Source organism: Capnocytophaga felis (assembly GCF_009684755.1).
GTDB classification, from domain to species: Bacteria; Bacteroidota; Bacteroidia; order Flavobacteriales; family Flavobacteriaceae; genus Capnocytophaga; species Capnocytophaga felis.
Map to the genome: position 1 here is coordinate 173812 of NZ_BLBC01000007.1, position 19648 is coordinate 193459.

Here is a 19648-nt window from a genome sequence, read left to right on the forward strand (position 1 = left end):
GGAATTATTGCAAACGTTCGATTTTTTGTTTTGCCAAATTAATAATTTTACTCACCTGCTCATCAAAAGTCAGCTGTGAATTGTCAATTTCAATGGCATCTTCGGCTTTTTTTAAAGGAGATTCTTTCCGAGTAGTATCAAGAAAATCACGCTGTTGCACATTTTTAAGCACTTCTTCCAAAGATGTTTTTTCGCCTTTTTCTTGAAGTTCTTTATAACGGCGTTCAGCACGGATTTGCTCCGATGCGGTCATAAAAATTTTGAGTTCGGCGTTGGGAAAAACCACCGTCCCAATATCGCGTCCGTCCATAACGATGCCTTTTTCTTTTCCCATTTTTCTTTGTAAATCAACCAAATAGCTTCGTATTTCTGGAATTTTAGCAATTTCACTTACCAAATTTGCAACTTCAATGCTTCGTATTTCTCGCTCAATATTTTTACCATTCAGATACATTTCTGAAAAGCCCAATTCTGAACTGTATTTGAATGATAAATTGCTTATTTTCAGTTTTTTGAGTAATTCTTCTTTTTCAATATGAATTACATTTTTAAAATGTCCTGTTTTTTCGTTTTCTATGCCAGTGATTGCTATATATCCTTCTTTTACAGCTAAATACGTTACAGCCCGATACATCGCTCCCGTATCTACATAGACATATCCCAATTGTTGTGCTACTTTTTTGGCTGTACTGCTTTTTCCGGTTGAGGAAAATCCGTCAATGGCAATGATTATTTTCTGCATTTTTTGTGAGTTATATTCCGCAAAGATACTACTATTTGTTAAATTTTGAAATAAAACAGCGTTGAATGCGGAGGTGAATCGTTGCGTTTTTGGCTGTAATGAACATAAAATTTATTAAAAAATACAAATATTTTTTATTTTTGATGTAACAAATGAATTTGAAGTGCTACTAATACATCAAAACAAGAAAATGAAGTCATTGGAAAAAGAATTTTTGGAACGCATCGAAAAGCATAAAGGCATACTGTTTAAGATTGCCAAAATGTATATGGATGATTCTGATGACCAAAAAGACCTTTTTCAAGAAATCACTTATCAGTTATGGAAAGCTTACCCGACTTTTCAGCAAAGAAGTGAGTTTTCAACTTGGATGTATCGGGTGGCACTCAACACAGCGATTGTTTTCTTGAAATCGGAAAAGAAGAAAGATTTTATTTCGAGAGAAGATAACTTACACAATATCAAAATTAAAGACGAGGATAACTTGGAAGAAGAACATCAAATTAAAATACTATACGATGCCATTCATTTGTTAAATCCGATTGATAAAGCATTGATATTTTATTATTTAGAAGATTACTCCGGCAAGGAAATAGCTGAGCAAATGGGACTGTCGGAAATAAATGTTCGGGTAAAACTCAGCCGAGCAAAAAATAAACTTAGTGAAATAGTCAAAAAATTAAATGTTTAAAGATGGATAACTTTAAAGAACTTTGGAATAAAGACAAAATTGGTGAAACTCCTGAAATTTCGTTAGAAAAACAGCAGGAAATTCGTTTGCCTTTGGAAAAAATAAGAGCCAATATGAAAAAAGAATACAAATGGACAATCTTGTCATTTCCGTTTCTTTTTATCTTTTTGTTTTTTTTGAAAGGAATGTATAAAATTTCTGTCTTTTTGATGTTGGTGGGGATTGGTATTTTAATTACGGCATATTATTTCAGTAAATTTCGGGTTTTTTACAAAAAAATCAATACGCAAAGCTTTGATACATATCATAGTTTACTGAATTTAAGATATGAATTGGTGCTAAATACTGAATTGTATAAATCTTATTATTTATGCCTTGTGCCTTTGGTGTTTTCAGCCTATGTATTATTCTTTTTTGTGGAGCAAAATTTTCAGGAAGTAGCTAAAATCTTTGGTTCAATGTTGTTTTTTACTATTTTGTTTTATTTCTACGGAAAGACTATACTAAAGAATAAGTATGGAAAATATATTTTGGAAATTTCGGAATTAGTAAATCAAATGAATAACCATCAAGATGATTTTCAATATGATAGAGCTACTATTAAAATGGAAAAATATTTTTCGTTTTTTGAAAACACACAGCCTTCTTTTGTTGAAAAATTTGGCAAATCGGGAAAGGTTTTGCATATCATCTTTTGGATTTTTATACTTTTTGTGGCTTTATTTATTTTGGGTTTTATAGTAGGTTTTTTTGGAGCAATGTTTAATAATAATTTTTAGAATATAGGTTTATGAAAAGTATTTGGAAAGCGACTTATGCCTGTAATAAAATCAGAATTGAAAACACTTGGTTTCACGGAGAGCGGTTGTACGTCAATGACGAACTTCAAGATGAACAAAGTAATATATTTAATGCTTTATTAACGGGGCATCTTTTTGATGGGGAGATGAAAAAAAACATAAAAGTCAATATTTTTTCCCATTTTGTTCGGATGAAATGTAACCTTTTTGTTGATGACAAATTTGTGGAACTTACTCAAATGAAATAAAAAAAGAGGCTATCTTCATAGCCTCTTTTTTATGATTTTATAAAAATTATTTCACATTAAAAGCTTTTTCTTGTGGGAAATAAGCTACCGAGCCTAATTGCTCTTCAATGCGGATTAATTGGTTATATTTCGCCATACGGTCAGAACGTGAAGCTGAACCTGTTTTGATTTGCCCTGTGTTCAAAGCAACTGCCAAGTCAGCGATAGTGTTATCTTCGGTTTCTCCTGAACGGTGTGACATTACCGAAGTATATCCCGCACGGTGTGCCATATCCACAGCAGCGATAGTTTCAGAAAGCGTTCCGATTTGGTTTACTTTAATCAAGATAGAGTTACCTACACCTTTCTCAATTCCTCTTTCCAAAATAGAAACATTTGTTACAAATAGGTCATCTCCAACCAATTGTACTTTGTGTCCGATTTTGTCGGTAAGCATTTTCCAGCCTTCCCAGTCGTTTTGGTCCATTCCGTCCTCAATAGAAATGATAGGATATTTCTCTACCAATTCTGCCAAGTAATTTACTTGCTCTTCACGAGTACGTACTTTTCCTTTTGCACCTTCAAATTTGGTATAGTCGTATTTTCCGTCTGCGTAGAACTCTGATGAAGCACAGTCCAAAGCGATTTTGATTTCTTCACCCCATTTGTAACCTGCGTTTTCAACCGCTTTTTTGATAGAATCCAAAGCGTCTTCTGTTCCTTCGAAAGTAGGAGCAAATCCTCCTTCGTCACCAACAGCGGTGCTTAATTCTCTGTCGTGTAATACTTTTTTCAAGTTATGGAAAACCTCAGACCCCATTTGGATAGATTGAGAAAAGTTTTCGGCTTTTACAGGCATAATCATAAATTCTTGGAAAGCAATTGGGGCATCAGAATGTGAACCTCCGTTGATGATGTTCATCATCGGAACAGGTAATGTGTGAGCACTTACTCCACCAACATAACGGTACAAAGGCAATCCTAACTCCTCAGCAGCAGCTTTTGCCACCGCCAACGAAACTCCCAAAATAGCGTTAGCTCCTAAGTTTGATTTGTTTGGAGTTCCATCTAACTTAATCATTGTTTGGTCAATAAGGTTTTGTTCAAAAACACTCATTCCAACAATTTCTTCTGCGATGACATCATTAACGTTAGAAACAGCTTTCAAAACGCCTTTACCCATATAATTTTTTCCGCCATCACGAAGCTCAACAGCTTCATACTCACCCGTTGAAGCTCCTGACGGAACTGCAGCTCTTCCTAAGTAACCGTTTTCTGTTACAACATCTACTTCTACTGTTGGATTTCCTCTTGAATCCAAAATTTGTCGTGCGTGTACGCTTACAATAATACTCATATTTTCTATTATTTAATTAAAACTTCTTTTTATCAATTAACAATTTTACAATTAATAATTTACAATTAATAATTTACAATGAAATTTTTTAAAGAAATGGTAGTTCTAATTGTCAAGCTGATCGTAGTCGAAGCTCCATCATTATAAGGCTTCGACTACGCTCAGCCTGACAAAAAGCATTAAATTGTTATTTGTTCATTCCTTCATTGTTATTTATTCATCATTTCAGCAAATTGGTCAAACAGATATGTTGCATCGTTAGGTCCCGGACCCGCCTCGGGGTGGTACTGCACGCTGAAACATTTTTTACCTTTAATGCGAATTCCCATAATGGTATTGTCATTCAAGTGTGTATGGGTAATTTCTATGTTCGGGTTGGCTTCTGCTTGTGTTCTATCCACCGCAAATCCATGATTTTGAGAGGTGATTTCCCCTTTTCCCGTTAGGAGATTTTTTACAGGATGATTGATCCCTCTGTGTCCGTTGTGCATTTTAAAAGTTGGAATGCCGTTTGCCAAAGCAATAATTTGATGACCCAAACAAATTCCGAATAGGGGCAAATTTTCATCAATCATTTGTTTTACTTTTGAAATAGCTTCGGTAAGTGGTTCGGGGTCGCCAGGTCCGTTGGAAAGAAAATAACCATCAGGATTCCATTTTTTAAGTTCTTCCAATGGAGTGTCATACGGGAAAACTTTTACGTACATATCTCGTGCAGCCATATTTCGCAAAATGTTTTTCTTAATTCCGAAATCTAAGGCGGCTACTTTGTATTTTGCATTCTCATTACCAAAAAAATAAGGTTCAGTAACTGACACTTTCGAAGCCAATTCTAAACCTTTCATATCAGGAATTTTGTCCAATTTTGCTTTAAGAATTTCCAAATCATCTGTTTCGGTTGAAATAACAGCATTCATCGAACCATTATCGCGAATATGGGCTACCAACGCTCGCGTATCTACCTCACAAATGGCTACTAAATTCGTACGGTCAAAAAAATCTTTTAGTGAACAAGAGGCACTGGTGCGGGAATAATTATAACTGAAATTTCTACATACCAATCCTGCTATTTTGATATTGTCAGATTCGCTTTCGTTATCATTGACTCCGTAGTTGCCTATATGGGCGTTAGCTGTTACCATAATTTGCCCAAAATAGGAGGGGTCGGTAAAAATTTCCTGATAACCGGTCATTCCAGTATTGAAGCAAACTTCACCAAAAACAGTTCCTTCATTTCCAACACTTTTTCCATAAAATGCAGTTCCGTCGGCAAGTAAAATGACTGCTTTTTTCTTCTCTTGATACTTCATTTTTTTAGCTCTGAATTTTGATGGCAAAGATAATGAAAAAACTCATAAATGAAAAGTGAAAAACAGAAAAAATGACGAAAGGTCTTACAAGAAAAAACTCTCTTCTCTGTAAGACCTTTTTAATTGATTTTATTTCTTTTTAGTTGCTGTGAAAAACGTCCAAGGCAGTTTTATCATCCAGTTTTTGGATTTCTTCCAATAGGATTTTTTTCATTCGTTTAGTGATTTTTTCGCTTGATTTTTGACCATAAATGTTATTCATTTCTTTAGGGTCTTTTTTCAAGTCATAAAGTTCCCAACCGTTGTGACGTTTGTAATAGCGAATCAGTTTATAACGTTTGTTTTTTATCCCGAAATGAGGCGAAACGGCGTGTTCTCCATTTTCATAATAGTGATAATAAACCGTTTCCCGAACTTTTTTGCAAGGTTTTTTTAGTACGGGCAGAAACGATGTTCCCTGAATATCAGAAGGGATAGTAACACCTGCCATTTCCAAAAGGGTAGGAGCGATGTCCACATTCATTACAAAACTTTCAGTGGTTTTTCCTTTTTTGATGAATTTCGGATATTTGATAACCATCGGGGTTCGGAATGATTCTTCGTACATCCAACGTTTGTCATACCAACCGTGTTCGCCCATATAAAATCCTTGGTCGGAAAGATAAATAACTATTGTGTTGTCTGATAAATTGTTTTTGTCCAAATAATCCATCATACGACCAATATTTCTGTCAAGCGATACCGCAGTAGCATAATAATCACGCATATAACGTTGGAATTTCCATTCGGTAAGAGCATTGCCTGTTAAGTTTCTCTTCTCTAAATCTGCTTGAATTGCGTGATAAAAATCACCATAAGCTTTTCGCTGCTCGGGAGTCATTCGATTGAAATTACTGTCTTTGTCTTCTTCTCCCGAAGCGAACATTTTTAGGTCGTATCCCATTCTTAAATCTTTGGAGATGCTCATTTCTTGCATTGAGGCAGGAATACGTCCGTTGTAATTATCATAAAAGGTATCAGGAAGAGGGAAATTAATGTTTTCAAAAGAGCCTAAATCCTGAATGTTGGGCATCCAAGTTCGGTGTGTAGCTTTATGTCCCACAATTAGGCAGAAGGGTTTGTCTGTATTTCGGTTATCGAGCCATTTTTCGGCTTCATTTTCCACGATGTCAGTAACATATCCTTCCTCGCGAACGGTTTTTCCGCCTTCAATAATGAAATCAGGGTTAAAATAATATCCCTGACCAATCAATATTTTAAAGAAATCAAATCCTTTCGGGTCTCTTCCTAAGTGATATTTTCCTATCCAAGCGGTTTGATAGCCGTTTTGTTGCAAAAGGTTTACAAACTGTTGCTGACTTGAATTGTAACGAGAGGTTTCGTTATCAGTAAATCCGTTTTTGTGACTGAATTTTCCGGTGAGGATACAGGCACGGCTTGGTCCACAAATAGAATTTGCCACGTATGCTTTATTGAAAGTCAGTCCTTGGTCGGATAACTTGTCGATGTTTGGCGTGTATGAAGTTTCACCTTTATTATACGCCCCGATAGATTGGAATGAATGGTCATCTGAAATGATGATAACGATGTTTGGTTGTTTCTGTTGCCCCCAAGCGATGAGCGAAAGGAAGAAACTAAATAAAATGGTAATTTTTTTCATCTGAATAAAAATATTTGGCGTAGTTGATTATTTTAAAAAGTTTATATTTTAGAATCGGCTTCATCAAGATATGCTTTCCGAACTTTCTTGAATAATTCTGAAGAATAAACGAAATCCGTAACAGCTTCGTTATCTGTTCTGAAAATAGTTTCTTTGGAGCCTTCCCATTCTTTATATCCGTTTTTAAGGAAAATGATTTTTTCTCCGATTTCCATTACAGAATTCATATCATGTGTGTTAATTACCGTTGTAATATTGAATTCTTCTGTGATTTCCTTAATAAGATTATCAATAACGATAGCGGTTTTGGGGTCAAGTCCTGAATTTGGCTCGTCGCAAAACAAATAATTTGGTCGGTTTACAATGGCACGTGCAATGGCAACCCGTTTTTGCATTCCTCCTGAAATTTCGGACGGAAGTTTATTTTCGGCGTTTACTAAATTTACTCTATTAAGTACTATATCAGCACGTTCTCGGATTTCTTCTTTTGTTTTTGTTGAGAACATTTTTAGCGGAAACATCACATTTTCAAGCACGGTCATCGAATCGAACAAGGCACTTCCTTGAAATACCATTCCCATTTTTTGACGTAATTTTGTTCGTTCGTTGCGTTTCATTTCGGCGTATCGTACTCCGTCATAAATGATATCTCCTTCGTCCGGAGTGAAAAGACCCAATAGAGATTTGAGGAAAACCGTTTTACCGGAACCACTTTGCCCGATAATTAAATTGGTTTTTCCTTTTTCAAAAGAAGTTGAAATTCCTTTTAAAACAGGAACTCCGTTGAACGATTTATGTAAATTATCTACCTGAATCATTTTTTATAAGATATGTGTTGCTTCATTAGGAAAAAATTAAGCGTAAAACAATTGTGTTATGATTGAGTTGGAAAGAATAATTACGATACTTGTCCAAACGAAAGAAGTAGTACTTGCCTTTCCTACATCCAAAGCCCCACCTCTCATAAAATAACCGTGATAAGCCGGAATTGTGGCTAAAAAGAAAGCAAAAACAATTGTTTTAGTAAAAGCATAAATTAAACTATATACCTTAAAATCAAGCTGAACCCCTTGAATGAACTCGCTTGAAGTGGTGTATCCACTAACTACTGCTGATGTCCAGCCGCCTAAAATTCCTAAATACATTCCCATTGCTATCAAAAAAGGAAGTAGCAAAAGGGCAATTATTTTCGGGAAAACTAAATAATTCAATGAGTTGATTCCCATCATATCAAGGGCGTCAATTTGCTCGGTTACACGCATCGTTCCTATGCTTGATGTGATGAACGAACCTACTTTTCCTGCTAAAATAATCGCGATGAAAGTAGGGGCAAATTCCAAAATAATTGACTGACGTGTAGCAAAACCAATTAAATATTTAGGAATGAAGGGATTGTCGATATTTAATGCCGTTTGAACAGAAACAACTCCTCCCACGAAGAAGGAAATAAAAGCAACAATACCGATGGAGCTGAAAATCAAATCATCGATCTCCCGAAGAACTAAATCTTTCATAATTGACCAGCGAGTCCTTTTTCGGAATATGTTGTAGAGCATAATGAAATATCCTCCAATGGCTGCGATGTGTTTCATACAAAAAATATTAATGTTGAGGCAAAATTCTGAACAATTTTCACGAATAAGCAACATTTTTAAAGTATCGGCAAAAGTAGTAAAAAAAATATCATCAACAAAATTTACGCTTTTTAGGCTTCGAAAAACAAATTAAACTTATGTTGATGCAATGATATTTATTTGTTTTATAAAAATCACTACTTTTGCCAAGTTTGGTCATATTGTGAAAATACGCTCTTTTGCATTCCATTCCAAACTAAGAATACTTATTTGTAAGATTAATAATTTGCTGAAAACCACTAATGATGAAATTGGAAAAAGAAATACGCTTCATTTTAGCACTTGATGCACTAAAAAATATACAACGAAGAAATTATATTTTAGATGATTCCCGAAGGGAAAATTCAGCAGAACATAGCTGGCAGATAATGGTTTTCGCTCAGATTCTGTATCCGTATGCCAAGGAAAGGGAACAGATTGATTTACTTAAAGTTATCAGAATGTTATCCATTCACGATGTGGTGGAGATTGATGCCGGCGATACGTTTATTTTTGACGAGCAAGCAATGATAGGCAAGTATGAAAGAGAGCGTGCTTCGGCAAAGCGAATTTTTGGAATTTTAGATGAGCCGCTTCGTAGTGAGTTTCTTGATTTGTGGGAAGAATTTGAATCCGAACAAACTCCCGAAGCTATTTTTGCCTCTGCTGTGGACAGAATAATGCCTTTTGTTCTGAATACTCATACTTCGGCTAAAAGTTGGTTACAGGCTGAAGTGAGTGAGCAACAAATCAGAAAAGTGATTGAAAATACTGTAAAAAGAGCTTCCGATGCGATGGGAGAAACTTTTGATGTACTACTAAAGAAAGCTCTTGATGAAAATAAAATATTTAACAGATAGAAATTTCGATAGCAGAAAATAGTAATATAATATATAAGGTGTAGAAAATGGAAGTTTTTATATTAGTGAAGAGCTGGCAATCATCAAAAGAAATGTTACTAAGGAATTTTTGTTTGAGTAAAATATAATTGATAAAAATTTGCATATTACACAAATAGTTGTAATTTTGCACCCCAATTTCAGGTACTTGTGTATTTGGAATATATAATAAGGAATGTTTAATTTTTAAAACTAGTAATGTGGATACATTAAGCTACAAAACAATTTCAGTAAACAAAAATACCGCTAACAAAAAGTGGGTTTTGGTAGATGCTGAAGGACAGACATTGGGTCGTCTTGCTTCAAAAGTGGCTAAATTGCTACGTGGCAAGTACAAGCCTGAATTTACGCCACACGTTGATTGCGGGGATAACGTAATTGTTATCAATGCTGAGAAAATCAACTTAACTGGTAACAAGTGGAACGATAAAGAATATCTTCGTTATACAGGTTACCCGGGAGGGCAGAGAGTACAAATAGCTAAGGACGTCTTAGCAAAACACCCTGAACACATAATTGAAAAAGCGGTTAAAGGTATGTTGCCTAAAAACAAATTGGGTGTAGCGATTTTACGTAATTTGAAAGTGTATGTAGGTACAGAGCACAAACACGAAGCTCAACAACCTACTACCATTAACTTAAACGATTTGAAATAATGGAAGTAATTCACAAAATTGGTAGAAGAAAAACTGCCGTTGCACGTATCTACTTAAAACCAGGCAACGGAACTATCAGTGTAAACAAAAGAGAGTTAAATGATTACTTTACCACTTCAGCTCTTCAATACAAAGTGAAGCAACCATTTTTGTTGTTAGGAACAGAAGATGCTTACGATGTAAAAGTAAACGTATATGGTGGAGGAATTACAGGGCAAGCGGAAGCAATCCGTTTGGCAATTTCCAGAGCTCTTTGTGAAGTTGACGCTGAGAACAGAACTACGCTAAAACCTGAAGGATTATTAACGAGAGACCCTCGTATGGTTGAGCGTAAGAAATTCGGTCAGAAGAAAGCTCGTAAGAGATTCCAATTCTCTAAACGTTAATACGTTATCAGAACGATTAAAGAAAATAAAAACATTGTTGTCGTTGTTCCTTTTCAAAAGGAATTTAGTTTAGCATCCAAATGTTGTTGGCAAACAGGTCGTTTCCTCTTCAACATTGCTAAATCAACGGAACGTAAACTACTAAAGAAATGGCAAATAACATAGAAATTAAAGAATTGCTAGATGCTGGTGTTCATTTTGGACACTTGACTAGAAAGTGGAATCCGAATATGGCTCCATACATTTATATGGAACGTAATGGAATTCACGTTATTAACCTATATAAAACAGCAGCAAAAATCGAAGAAGCAAGCGAGGCTTTAAGAAAAATCGCAGCTTCAGGAAAAAAAGTGCTTTTTGTTGCCACTAAAAAACAAGCAAAGGATGTAGTTGCTGAAAAGGCAGCTTCTGTTAAAATGCCTTACATCACAGAAAGATGGCCAGGAGGTATGTTAACAAACTTTGTTACTATCCGTAAAGCGGTTAAAAAAATGTCTTCTATCGATAAAATGAAAAAAGATGGAACATTCGAGACCCTTTCAAAAAGAGAAAAATTACAAATCGAGCGTTTAAGAGAAAAACTTGAGAAAAACTTAGGTTCTATCGCTGATATGTCTCGCCTTCCAGGTGCTTTATTTGTAGTTGATACGATGCGTGAACACATTGCTGTGAAAGAAGCTCAAAAATTAAACATTCCTATTTTTGCAATGGTGGATACAAATTCAGACCCTCGTGAGGTGGACTATGTTATCCCAGCAAATGATGACGCTTCAAAATCAATTGAGAAAATCCTTACGTATGTAACAGAAGCTATTAACGAAGGACTTTCAGGAAGAACATCTGATAAAGAAAACAAAGAGGCAGAAACTGCTGAATAATTATTGAATTGTTTGAGATTGTTCGTTTTTAATTTAAAAAATGAACTTTCAAAAACATCAAACAAAATAATAAAGTAATTATGTTTGCAAAGTGATATGCCTTTGAAACATAGTTACTTTGTTTTTTTATAAAATAAGTTAATTAATTCATTAAAAACGATTAAATACTATGGCAAATATTACAGCCGCAGAAGTAAACAAATTAAGACAGGCAACGGGTGCCGGTATGATGGACTGCAAAGCTGCTTTGGTTGAAGCAGAAGGAGATTTTGACAAAGCTATTGAAATCTTGCGTAAAAAAGGACAAAAAGTAGCTGCAAAAAGAGCTGATCGTGATTCAAGCGAAGGTGCTGTTATTGCAAAAGTAAATGCTGATAATACAAAAGGAGCCATCGTTTCTTTGAACTGTGAAACGGATTTCGTTGCTAAAAACGAAGCTTTTGTGGCATTGGCGAAAGATTTAGCAGAGCTAGCTTTGTCAGTAAATTCAAAAGAGGAATTGTTAGCTGCTGATTACAAAGGAATTTCAGTTGCTGATAAATTGACTGAGCAAACAGGAGTTATCGGTGAAAAAATTGAGATCGGTGCGTTCGAGAAATTAGAAGGAGCTTTTGTAGGTGGATACATTCACCACGGAAATAAAATTGCTTCATTGGTAGGCTTGTCAGCTAGTATTTCAGATGCAAGTGATGTGTCTAAAAACTTAGCAATGCAAGTTGCTGCAATGGGGGCAGAAACCTTATCGTATAAAGATTTCTCTTCTGAATATCTTGCTAAAGAAACGGAAGCTCGTATCGCAATCATTGAAAAAGAAAATGAAGAGTTAGCACGTTTGGGCAAACCTCTTAAAAATGTTCCTAAATTTGTTTCTTACGCTCAATTAACAGAAGAGGTGTTGAAACAAGCAGAGGAAGATGCAAAAGCAGAGTTAAAAGCAGAAGGAAAACCAGAGCAAATTTGGGATAAAATTCTTCCTGGTAAATTACAAAGATTCATCAGCGATAACACAACATTAGACCAAGAAAAAGCTTTGTTAGACCAAGTTTATATCTCTGACGAATCTAAAAAAGTATCTGAATACGTAAAATCAAAAGGTGTAGAAATCACTGGATTTAAACGTGTAGCACTATAATTTAGTTAAGAAGTTAAAACTTAATATAATCAATCGGGTTCGTTTTTTATGAATCCGATTTTTTGTTTATAAAACTGTGATTTGTAGGCAATATTTTTAAATTTATTTTGTTATTTTGAGCTATTAGTGAAATGTAATTTTTCAATTAAGAAAACTAAAATTTTTTGATAGAAATATAATATTTAGTTATAAAAATATTGTTTTTTCAATAAATCTTTCTACTTTAGCCGGCAAAATTCAAAATACAGATGGAAAATAGAGAATTATTTCGTTTTGTGAAAGCAGAGTCTTGGGCAAATTCATTGTCTGATGAGCAAATCATTGAATTACTGAAAGATACAGACTTTTCTCGTGAGCAAACTGATGAAGGGCGTGATTTTTGCTACTTCTTACATAAATATTTTAAAGTAGATGAAACTCAAACTTCTGACTATGTGTTTATGGCATATACATTGACGCAGCCTGAAAATTTGGAGCGTGCCTCAATGTATGATATGGTTTTGGAAGAGAATGAATATTTTGATATTCATAGAATTAGTGTATTCAGAAATGGAAAAATAATTGATAAAACTTCTGATACAACGGTAAAAGTTTTGGATAACGAGAATCAAAGTGGGCGTGGGGTTTTGAGCAGTTCCAAAAAATTGAATTTTTCAATTAAGGATTTACATTTGAACGATATTCTTATTCTGGAGGATATGAGAACGAAAGTCTTCACAGAAAAGGAGTTTTTGCGTCGTGATTTTGTTAAAAATGTGTATGTTACGCCAGATACATATTGGGCTTATGGTAAATATCATTATAAATTTATCAATAATAGAAATAAGCGAGTGGCTTACAAAAACGTATTTTTCCGTGATGAAGATAGAAATGTACTCCCAAGCGAAGTTAAATATCTGAATCAAGGTGAGGCTTTTGAAATTCTGAAAACGGACTACATCAATCCGGTTGACCCAAGTCGTGAAATTTTTTCGTTTATAGATTTTGCCACAGAAAGCAATTGGAAGGATTTGTCAAATTACATTTATCCGTTTTATAAGGAAGTTTTTGAAAAATCTGATTTAGAGAGTTTTGCCCCTGATTTTGTTGAGAAACTCAATGCAATACCATCACTTGACGAAAAAATTCAGTATGCAATTGAGTACGTGCAAAACAATATTTATTATGTGTACAATGCTGATGAGATGAACGGACATAAGCCACAGGAACCAGCAGTAACATATCAAAACAAACAAGGTGATTGTAAAGCTAAGTCAGTGTTACTCAAAACAATATTGGATTATCTCGGAGTGGAATCGTCTATTGTATTGGTAAATTATAATTCGGATTTTTATCTGAAATACTATCTGCCTTCGTTGTTGGCGTTCAATCACGTGATTGTGAAAGTTAATTACAAGGGAGAAGAATACTTTGTTGATGCCACTGCACGCAATGAGTTTGGGCGTTTGCAGAACAGAGCCGTAATCAGTTTCTGTTTTTATATGGAAATAGCTCCAAATCAGGAGTTAAAGATACGTAAGCCAATTCGTTTTGAAAAGTATTGCATTGAAGAAAGCATCAATTTAGATGCGAAGGGAGATACAGGCAAAATAGTTCTGAATACGATATATCGTTACGGTAGAGCCAATTCAATGAGGGGGTATTTTAAATCTAAGAATAAAAAAGAAATATTGGATAGCTGGAACAGTTCGTTATTTTACAGTTTAAATTATTGTAATGACCGAAAAGGCAAAGATTTTCGTGATATTTTTAAAAATGCCTCTTTGCAAATTGTAAGTGATAATAAGTCTGAAAATGAGTTTGTTGTTAGATATGAAGCCGACATTCAAGACCCTTATTTCACAGACCCAAAGGGAGCACGTTTCTTGATGTACTTTGACGGAGCTCTTCTTAAAAATAGCATAAGGGATTATCAACATAGCGATTCGGGTTTTTGGCATAATTTTGATAGTGAATACTATGAAATTATACTAACAACAGACCAAAAAATTGACACAAAAGAAAAATACACTATCCAAGAGTGTGATATAAAAAATGAATTTTTCACACATAAAACAGAAAAATTTATCACAAAAAACTCAGGAAAAGTGACAATTGCTTACAATCCTTTGACAAATGTTGAGATTCCCTTAGAGAAGTTTGAAGCCGTTCGTGAAGATTATCATAAAGTGGCGGACAGCAATTTTGGAATCGGAATTGATATTATTGAAGGAGGAATTCTAAACTCGTTAAAGCGAATATTTAAATAATTTTTTAAATTTTTTGAGATTTTGGAATTTTTCCAAAATCTCAAAAATTCTTATTCTAAAATGTAAATGGGATATCGTAAATGTGACTTCTCGTAATGAGGTGTTTGCCTATAAATCCAGTTTAGTTGTTCATAACTATCATTGGCAAAAAGTTTATTTTTCTTTTTCATAATCTCCAGAGAATCTTTTAAATGCGGATTGTTATTTAAAAATTCTAAGGCAATTTCCTCAAAAACGTATGGAGAGAAATGTTCTTTTTGTTGCAAAATAGCATCGAAGAAATTCCAATTAAAAAAAGAATCAACAGATTCAGGTTCAAGAGTTTCTATCAAATATCTTTTTGCAGGTTGATTTACTTTCACAATCCAATCACCCTTTTTTATTTGAATGCTATCCTTGTGTTTTGAAACTTCTGTATTGAAATGTAAGTAGTGTCCTTCAAAAGGTTTTTCAACCGTGCTATAATTTTCAATTCGGTAGTAATCAATGTACATCAAAGAATCTTTTTGAATTTCTTTTATTTCTACCTTGTTGATTTTCAGTCTTTCTATTACATTGTTCCAAGCTTTCGGAATTATATATGCTTTGGGCGTTTCTACACTTTTTTCTGCAATAAAATGTTCGTAATACGGAATTTCTTTAATGAAAGGTTTTTCTTTATTATATTTTAATCTTGGCAAGCCTGTAACTTCACTAATCAAAGTATCAGCTTTGTATCCGTGGAATGAAATTTTTGAAACTTTTGTGCTGTCCAACTTCCACCGAATTGGAAAATCAATTTTAGCTAAATCCTCTTCAAATTGTTTGATTCTTAAATGTTTAATGTTTTTAGAATCAGAATTTAAAATATCTAAAAGACTTTTCATCATCTCATAATTGGCTTCCACTCGTTGTTTGTAAGGTTTCAGCATATGAGTTTCAATCAAAATTCCCATACAATTCCACAAATTCACATACCCTGTGGAATAACGAGGCGAATCAATACCACTGCTATATCCTTCTGCATCAGGAGGTTTATTCCAAACATTCACATACGGAATCAAATGCCAGAAAGGTTTTGGTAGAGAATCATTTTTAAATTCATTCTGTTGTTTTATTAACAAATCTGACAAACGAGGAATTAACGTATCACGCATATAAGTTCCTACAAATGAACCAGATTTATCAGGTTGGGAGATTCCATACGTTAAGATGTGCTGATAATCAGCACCATTTGTAACGTGATTATCTATAAAAATGTCAGGCTGAACCAGATGAAATATTTTAGCAAACGAAAAGGCATTTTCAGAATCATTTTTGATAAAATCACGGTTTAAATCAAGATTTTTGGCATTTCCTCTGAAACCATATTCCTTAGGTCCGTTTTGGTTTACACGTGAAGTTGAATTCCGATTTAAAGCTCCACCAATGTTATACACAGGAATAGCTACAATAACTACATTATCAGGTACTTGTATTTGTTTTTCGGCTAAGTTTCTGAATAGAAGCATCGTAGCATCAATACCGTCGGTTTCCCCGGGATGAATGCCGTTATTTATTAAAACAATCGTTTTTTCTTTCTGGAGTTTTGCAAAATTGAACTCAGCATCGGAACTATACGTAACAATGTGTAAAGGCAAACCGCTATCTGTTTGCCCCATCGTTTTCAGGCTGACGGAACTATATTCTCTTGATAAGTTTTTATAAAAATCTATAACTTCTTCATAAGTAGCACTTTCTGTTCCGTTTGAGGTTTCAAAACGCGTTACAAATCCTTCTTTCGGAGAGAAGAAGATGGTTTCGCAAGAAACAAGAAAAGATGCAAAGAAGAGAAAAGTTAAAAAGAATCTCATATTTTGAAAGGTTTTACAATTGCTCAATTCCCCATTCAGAAACGTATCTTTCATATTCCATAGGGCTGATGGAACGAATACCTTCTTTCAGCAAACGAACTTTATAACCTAAAGAAAGAGCGTCATTTACACTGTACGCTACGCAAAAATCTCCTGCTAATCCACAGAAAGTCAGCTCTGTAACATTTTTGTCTTTTAAGAATCCGTGAAGTCCCGTGCTATTGAGTTTGTTATTGTCAAAAAAGGCACTATAACTATCAACCTCAGGATTCATTCCTTTGCGGAAAATCGCAGAGATAGGACATTTGTCTAAATCTTTATGCAAGTCAGCCCCGAAAGTACCCTGCACGCAGTGATTAGGCCACAGAATCTGATTAATTCCGTGTAATTCAATCATTTCAAAAGTATTTTTTCCTTTGTGGTTAGAAGCGAAACTCTGGTGATTTTGCGGATGCCAGTCCTGAGTTGCTACAACAAAATCGTAACCGGAATGCATTTCTTTATTTATAAAGGGTATGATTTTATCGCCCTCAGCTACAGGTAATGCTCCTGTTGGCATAAAGTCGTTTTGTACATCAACAATAATGAGTGCTTTCATAGAATCATCAAGTTTTAAATCAGAAATATCACACAGATTTTGTTTGAATATTTTTGAAAAATCTGTGTGATTTGAAATTAATAATTAAGGTAAAAAGTTAAAATTCTAAATTATTCAATAGTTATTTCATCAACAAACAAAAAGCCTAATTTGCCTTTGGCTTGCGTATGCCAATTTGGAATGCTGCGTTCCGAAGCGATTTTTATTTTTACATAACGTGCTTTTGTTGGGTTGAACGATAAAGAATGCGTACGGATTTCGCTTTTATGTCCTTCTGTTTCCTGCGGATAGGTTTCAGAAGCTACTTCCTGAAAATTCTTCCCATCGTCGGATACAGCTACCGAAAAACTGCGAGCATCGTAAATCCAATCGCCTGTGATAACGTTTGTATTGAAACCTACTTTTGAAATTTCAGAGGCATCTACCAAATCAATCACTGCTTCCAAATCGTTTCCTGAAAAAGCAATCCAACGTCCTGTTTTGAAATTATGGTTACCCACGCATCCGTCCACTAAAGTGGAAGCTCCGCCGAATTTATAGGAAGAATAAATCTCGGTTTTCATATCAATGGCTCTGGCAGTAGCTTTGTTGAATTTGAAATTCTCTGCAAAGATACGTGTATTTCCGTTTTCGCGAATTCCGATGGCACGCAATTGCGTATCTTTTCTGATTTTGATAGGTTGCGTATATTTTTCTGATTTTTCCGTAGGCTCACTTCCGTCTAAAGTGTAATAAACAGGAGCATTGTCCACCGTTGCGAAAGCTACCTCAATGGCACCTTCTTTTTCTAAAGCGGAAATATCTGCTTTTAAATCAAAGATATGTGTAGCGTAATTGTATCCGTACAATTCGTAAATTTTAATCAGAGGAACTACACGTTGTAAGAAATCGGGATAGTTTTTCTTTTCAGGTTGTGTCCATTGTACTTCGGCAAGGGCGGCAAATCGGGGAAGTGCCATATACTGAACGTGTTTGAAGGTTTTGATGTACTCTGTCCAGATATTGGCTTGTGCTCCCAAAATGCGTTTTTGCTGTTCTGGAGTTAATCCGTCGGGAATGGGTTCGAAGCTGTAAACGCGTTCAACGGGAGTGTATCCTCCGATGGCAAGAGGCTCATTTTCGGCGTCTTGTGATTGGTAATAGTCGAAATAAACGAAAGACATTGGCGTCATAATGGCATCGTGTCCGGTTTGTGCAGCGAAAGTTCCACCTTCGATTCCTCTCCACGACATTACTGTGGCATTCGGAGCAATTCCGCCCTCTAAAATTTCGTCCCAACCGATGATTTTTCGTCCTCTTTTGGCAAGAACTCGTTCGGCAAACGAGATTACGTGGCTTTGCAGATATTCCTCAGCCGTATGTTTATCATCTTTTTTGATGCCTAATTCTTTGATTTTTAGCTGACATTTAGGACATTTTTCCCAACGAACTTTCGGGCTTTCATCGCCACCGATATGCATATATTCTGAAGGGAAAATATCGGCAACTTCATTCAAAATATCTTCAATGAATCTGTAAACTTTCTGATTTCCAGCACAAAGTACATCATCGGAAACACCCCATTGTGTCCAAACCTCGTACGGACCTCCGGTACAGCCCAATTCGGGATAAGTTGCCAAAACGGCTTGCATATGTCCGGGCAAATCAATTTCGGGAATTACCGTAATGTGTCGCTCTTTTGCGTAGGCTACGATTTCTTTAAGCTCGTCTTGAGTGTAGAAACCTTCGTAGGGTTTCCCGTCGTATTCTCCCGAATTTCTGCCGATTACGGTTTCTTTACGTTTTGAACCAATTTGTGTTAGCTCGGGATATTTTTTGCTTTCCACACGCCATCCTTGGTCGTCCGTTAAGTGCCAATGGAAAGTATTCATATTGTGCAAAGCCAACATATCTACAAAAATTTTGATGGAATCTACAGGAAAGAAATGACGAGCCACGTCCAAATGAGCTCCACGATACCCAAAGCGGGGAGCATCTGAAATTGAAACAAAACCAATTTCAATTTCTTGAACTTTTTTTACAGGTATTGATTTTCTGAGAGTTTGAATTCCGTAAAAAACTCCTGCTTCATCTGCTCCTTCAATAGTAATACCTTTTTCATTTACAGTTAGTTGATAAGCTTCTTTGTTTTCAGACAGAAGTCCTGTTTTTAGCTGAATGGTGTTTTCCGTATTTTCAGTTCCAGAAGTAGGATTGAGGACTATTCCTGATTGTTTTTCAATGTATTCAGAGAGAAATATTGCATTTTTTTTCAAAATTTCATTCCCTTCTGGATAAACAATTTTTGTTGAAGAGTTTAACGCAAAATGCCCTTCTTTTTCATTACTAATTTGTTTGGGCATCGGAATGATTTGAAAATCAGCTTTTGAAGTTTCTTTTTTGGTTTGACAGGAAACAATAAAAAAAATTCCTGCCAGATAAGTTAGAATAGATTTTATTTTCATAAATTTGAAATTACTTGGTTCAACTCGACAAAGATAGTTATTTTTTCTGTTAAACAAAAACTAAAACAGAGTTCTCAAAAAAGTTAATGTTATAATGTAATACATAATCCAAATTTTCATTTTAAAATTTATAAAATGAAAGCCAAAGTGCTTTCAAATTTTTTGAGTGTGTTT

The 19648-nt window shown here is 34.9% G+C and carries 18 protein-coding genes; 9 read left to right on the forward strand and 9 right to left on the reverse strand.

The window, feature by feature from the left end; all coding sequences use genetic code 11:
• Window positions 1–4: 4 nt before the first annotated feature.
• Window positions 5–742 (reverse strand): (d)CMP kinase, encoded by a 738-nt coding sequence (gene cmk, locus GN105_RS06670; RefSeq protein WP_155284627.1) that lies wholly within the window; start codon window positions 740–742, stop codon window positions 5–7.
• A gap of 190 nt (window positions 743–932) precedes the next feature.
• On the opposite strand from cmk, the gene GN105_RS06675 reads away from it, so the two are divergent.
• From GN105_RS06675 to GN105_RS06685, 3 genes are read left to right on the forward strand one after another with little or no spacing between them, the layout of a single operon-like run.
• Window positions 933–1433 carry an RNA polymerase sigma factor gene (locus GN105_RS06675; RefSeq protein ID WP_155284628.1) on the forward strand — a complete coding sequence of 167 codons (501 nt, stop codon included), beginning with the start codon at window positions 933–935 and terminating at the stop codon, window positions 1431–1433.
• 2 nt (window positions 1434–1435) lie between these two features.
• The gene (locus GN105_RS06680) at window positions 1436–2212 is read left to right on the forward strand and encodes a hypothetical protein (RefSeq protein ID WP_155284629.1); all 777 of its coding nucleotides are present in this window, start codon (window positions 1436–1438) and stop codon (window positions 2210–2212) included.
• 11 nt (window positions 2213–2223) lie between these two features.
• Entirely contained in the window at window positions 2224–2481 is a 258-nt protein-coding gene (locus GN105_RS06685; RefSeq protein WP_155284630.1) for a hypothetical protein, read from the forward strand.
• Window positions 2482–2527: 46 nt separating this feature from the next.
• Here GN105_RS06685 and eno read toward each other — a convergent pair whose 3' ends face one another.
• The 5 genes from eno to GN105_RS06710 form a co-directional block, all read right to left on the reverse strand.
• Window positions 2528–3817 carry a phosphopyruvate hydratase gene (gene eno, locus GN105_RS06690; protein WP_155284631.1) on the reverse strand — a complete coding sequence of 430 codons (1290 nt, stop codon included), beginning with the start codon at window positions 3815–3817 and terminating at the stop codon, window positions 2528–2530.
• Between the two features lie 209 nt (window positions 3818–4026).
• Window positions 4027–5127, reverse strand: a complete 1101-nt coding sequence (carA, locus tag GN105_RS06695) for a glutamine-hydrolyzing carbamoyl-phosphate synthase small subunit (RefSeq protein WP_155284632.1) — start codon at window positions 5125–5127, stop codon at window positions 4027–4029.
• A 139-nt stretch (window positions 5128–5266) separates the two neighbouring features.
• The gene (locus tag GN105_RS06700; protein WP_155284633.1) at window positions 5267–6787 is read right to left on the reverse strand and encodes a sulfatase family protein; all 1521 of its coding nucleotides are present in this window, start codon (window positions 6785–6787) and stop codon (window positions 5267–5269) included.
• A 41-nt stretch (window positions 6788–6828) separates the two neighbouring features.
• On the reverse strand, window positions 6829–7605 hold the full coding sequence (locus GN105_RS06705; protein ID WP_155284634.1) for an ABC transporter ATP-binding protein: 777 nt from the start codon (window positions 7603–7605) through the stop codon (window positions 6829–6831).
• Between the two features lie 36 nt (window positions 7606–7641).
• The gene (locus tag GN105_RS06710; protein ID WP_155284635.1) at window positions 7642–8379 is read right to left on the reverse strand and encodes an MlaE family ABC transporter permease; all 738 of its coding nucleotides are present in this window, start codon (window positions 8377–8379) and stop codon (window positions 7642–7644) included.
• A gap of 287 nt (window positions 8380–8666) precedes the next feature.
• On the opposite strand from GN105_RS06710, the gene GN105_RS06715 reads away from it, so the two are divergent.
• From GN105_RS06715 to GN105_RS06740, 6 genes are all read left to right on the forward strand, one after another.
• Window positions 8667–9260 carry an HD domain-containing protein gene (locus GN105_RS06715; protein ID WP_155284692.1) on the forward strand — a complete coding sequence of 198 codons (594 nt, stop codon included), beginning with the start codon at window positions 8667–8669 and terminating at the stop codon, window positions 9258–9260.
• Window positions 9261–9499: 239 nt separating this feature from the next.
• Entirely contained in the window at window positions 9500–9955 is a 456-nt protein-coding gene (gene rplM / locus GN105_RS06720) for a 50S ribosomal protein L13 (protein ID WP_155284636.1), read from the forward strand.
• The gene (gene rpsI / locus GN105_RS06725) at window positions 9955–10341 is read left to right on the forward strand and encodes a 30S ribosomal protein S9 (RefSeq protein ID WP_095896481.1); all 387 of its coding nucleotides are present in this window, start codon (window positions 9955–9957) and stop codon (window positions 10339–10341) included. The genes rplM and rpsI overlap by 1 nt, the downstream gene beginning before the upstream one ends.
• A 149-nt stretch (window positions 10342–10490) precedes the next feature.
• A complete protein-coding gene (gene rpsB / locus GN105_RS06730; protein WP_155284637.1) occupies window positions 10491–11219 on the forward strand; it encodes a 30S ribosomal protein S2 in 729 nt (242 codons plus the stop codon).
• 169 nt (window positions 11220–11388) lie between these two features.
• Window positions 11389–12351: a translation elongation factor Ts gene (gene tsf / locus GN105_RS06735; RefSeq protein ID WP_095896483.1), complete on the forward strand. Its 963-nt coding sequence runs from the start codon at window positions 11389–11391 to the stop codon at window positions 12349–12351.
• A gap of 242 nt (window positions 12352–12593) precedes the next feature.
• Complete coding sequence (locus GN105_RS06740) at window positions 12594–14600, forward strand: transglutaminase-like domain-containing protein (protein WP_155284638.1); 2007 nt, start codon at window positions 12594–12596, stop codon at window positions 14598–14600.
• A 50-nt stretch (window positions 14601–14650) separates the two neighbouring features.
• On the opposite strand, the gene GN105_RS06745 is transcribed toward GN105_RS06740, so the two are convergent.
• From GN105_RS06745 to GN105_RS06755, 3 genes are all read right to left on the reverse strand, one after another.
• On the reverse strand, window positions 14651–16432 hold the full coding sequence (locus tag GN105_RS06745) for a M14 family metallopeptidase (RefSeq protein ID WP_155284639.1): 1782 nt from the start codon (window positions 16430–16432) through the stop codon (window positions 14651–14653).
• Between the two features lie 13 nt (window positions 16433–16445).
• On the reverse strand, window positions 16446–17030 hold the full coding sequence (gene pncA, locus GN105_RS06750) for a bifunctional nicotinamidase/pyrazinamidase (RefSeq protein ID WP_155284640.1): 585 nt from the start codon (window positions 17028–17030) through the stop codon (window positions 16446–16448).
• Window positions 17031–17140: 110 nt separating this feature from the next.
• Window positions 17141–19474, reverse strand: coding sequence for a glycoside hydrolase family 20 protein (locus GN105_RS06755; RefSeq protein WP_155284641.1), 2334 nt, complete (start codon window positions 19472–19474; stop codon window positions 17141–17143).
• Between the last annotated feature and the right edge of the window lie 174 nt (window positions 19475–19648).

Excerpts from the sequence above, each read along its gene's own strand:
- cmk (WP_155284627.1), bottom strand. The coding sequence starts at position 742 with ATGCAGAAAATAATCATTGCCATTGACGGATTTTCCTCAACCGGAAAA.
- GN105_RS06675 (WP_155284628.1), top strand. The coding sequence starts at position 933 with ATGAAGTCATTGGAAAAAGAATTTTTGGAACGCATCGAAAAGCATAAA.
- GN105_RS06680 (WP_155284629.1), top strand. The coding sequence starts at position 1,436 with ATGGATAACTTTAAAGAACTTTGGAATAAAGACAAAATTGGTGAAACT.
- GN105_RS06685 (WP_155284630.1), top strand. The coding sequence starts at position 2,224 with ATGAAAAGTATTTGGAAAGCGACTTATGCCTGTAATAAAATCAGAATT.
- eno (WP_155284631.1), bottom strand. The coding sequence starts at position 3,817 with ATGAGTATTATTGTAAGCGTACACGCACGACAAATTTTGGATTCAAGA.
- carA (WP_155284632.1), bottom strand. The coding sequence starts at position 5,127 with ATGAAGTATCAAGAGAAGAAAAAAGCAGTCATTTTACTTGCCGACGGA.
- GN105_RS06700 (WP_155284633.1), bottom strand. The coding sequence starts at position 6,787 with ATGAAAAAAATTACCATTTTATTTAGTTTCTTCCTTTCGCTCATCGCT.
- GN105_RS06705 (WP_155284634.1), bottom strand. The coding sequence starts at position 7,605 with ATGATTCAGGTAGATAATTTACATAAATCGTTCAACGGAGTTCCTGTT.
- GN105_RS06710 (WP_155284635.1), bottom strand. The coding sequence starts at position 8,379 with ATGAAACACATCGCAGCCATTGGAGGATATTTCATTATGCTCTACAAC.
- GN105_RS06715 (WP_155284692.1), top strand. The coding sequence starts at position 8,667 with ATGAAATTGGAAAAAGAAATACGCTTCATTTTAGCACTTGATGCACTA.
- rpsI (WP_095896481.1), top strand. The coding sequence starts at position 9,955 with ATGGAAGTAATTCACAAAATTGGTAGAAGAAAAACTGCCGTTGCACGT.
- rpsB (WP_155284637.1), top strand. The coding sequence starts at position 10,491 with ATGGCAAATAACATAGAAATTAAAGAATTGCTAGATGCTGGTGTTCAT.
- tsf (WP_095896483.1), top strand. The coding sequence starts at position 11,389 with ATGGCAAATATTACAGCCGCAGAAGTAAACAAATTAAGACAGGCAACG.
- GN105_RS06745 (WP_155284639.1), bottom strand. The coding sequence starts at position 16,432 with ATGAGATTCTTTTTAACTTTTCTCTTCTTTGCATCTTTTCTTGTTTCT.
- pncA (WP_155284640.1), bottom strand. The coding sequence starts at position 17,030 with ATGAAAGCACTCATTATTGTTGATGTACAAAACGACTTTATGCCAACA.
- GN105_RS06755 (WP_155284641.1), bottom strand. The coding sequence starts at position 19,474 with ATGAAAATAAAATCTATTCTAACTTATCTGGCAGGAATTTTTTTTATT.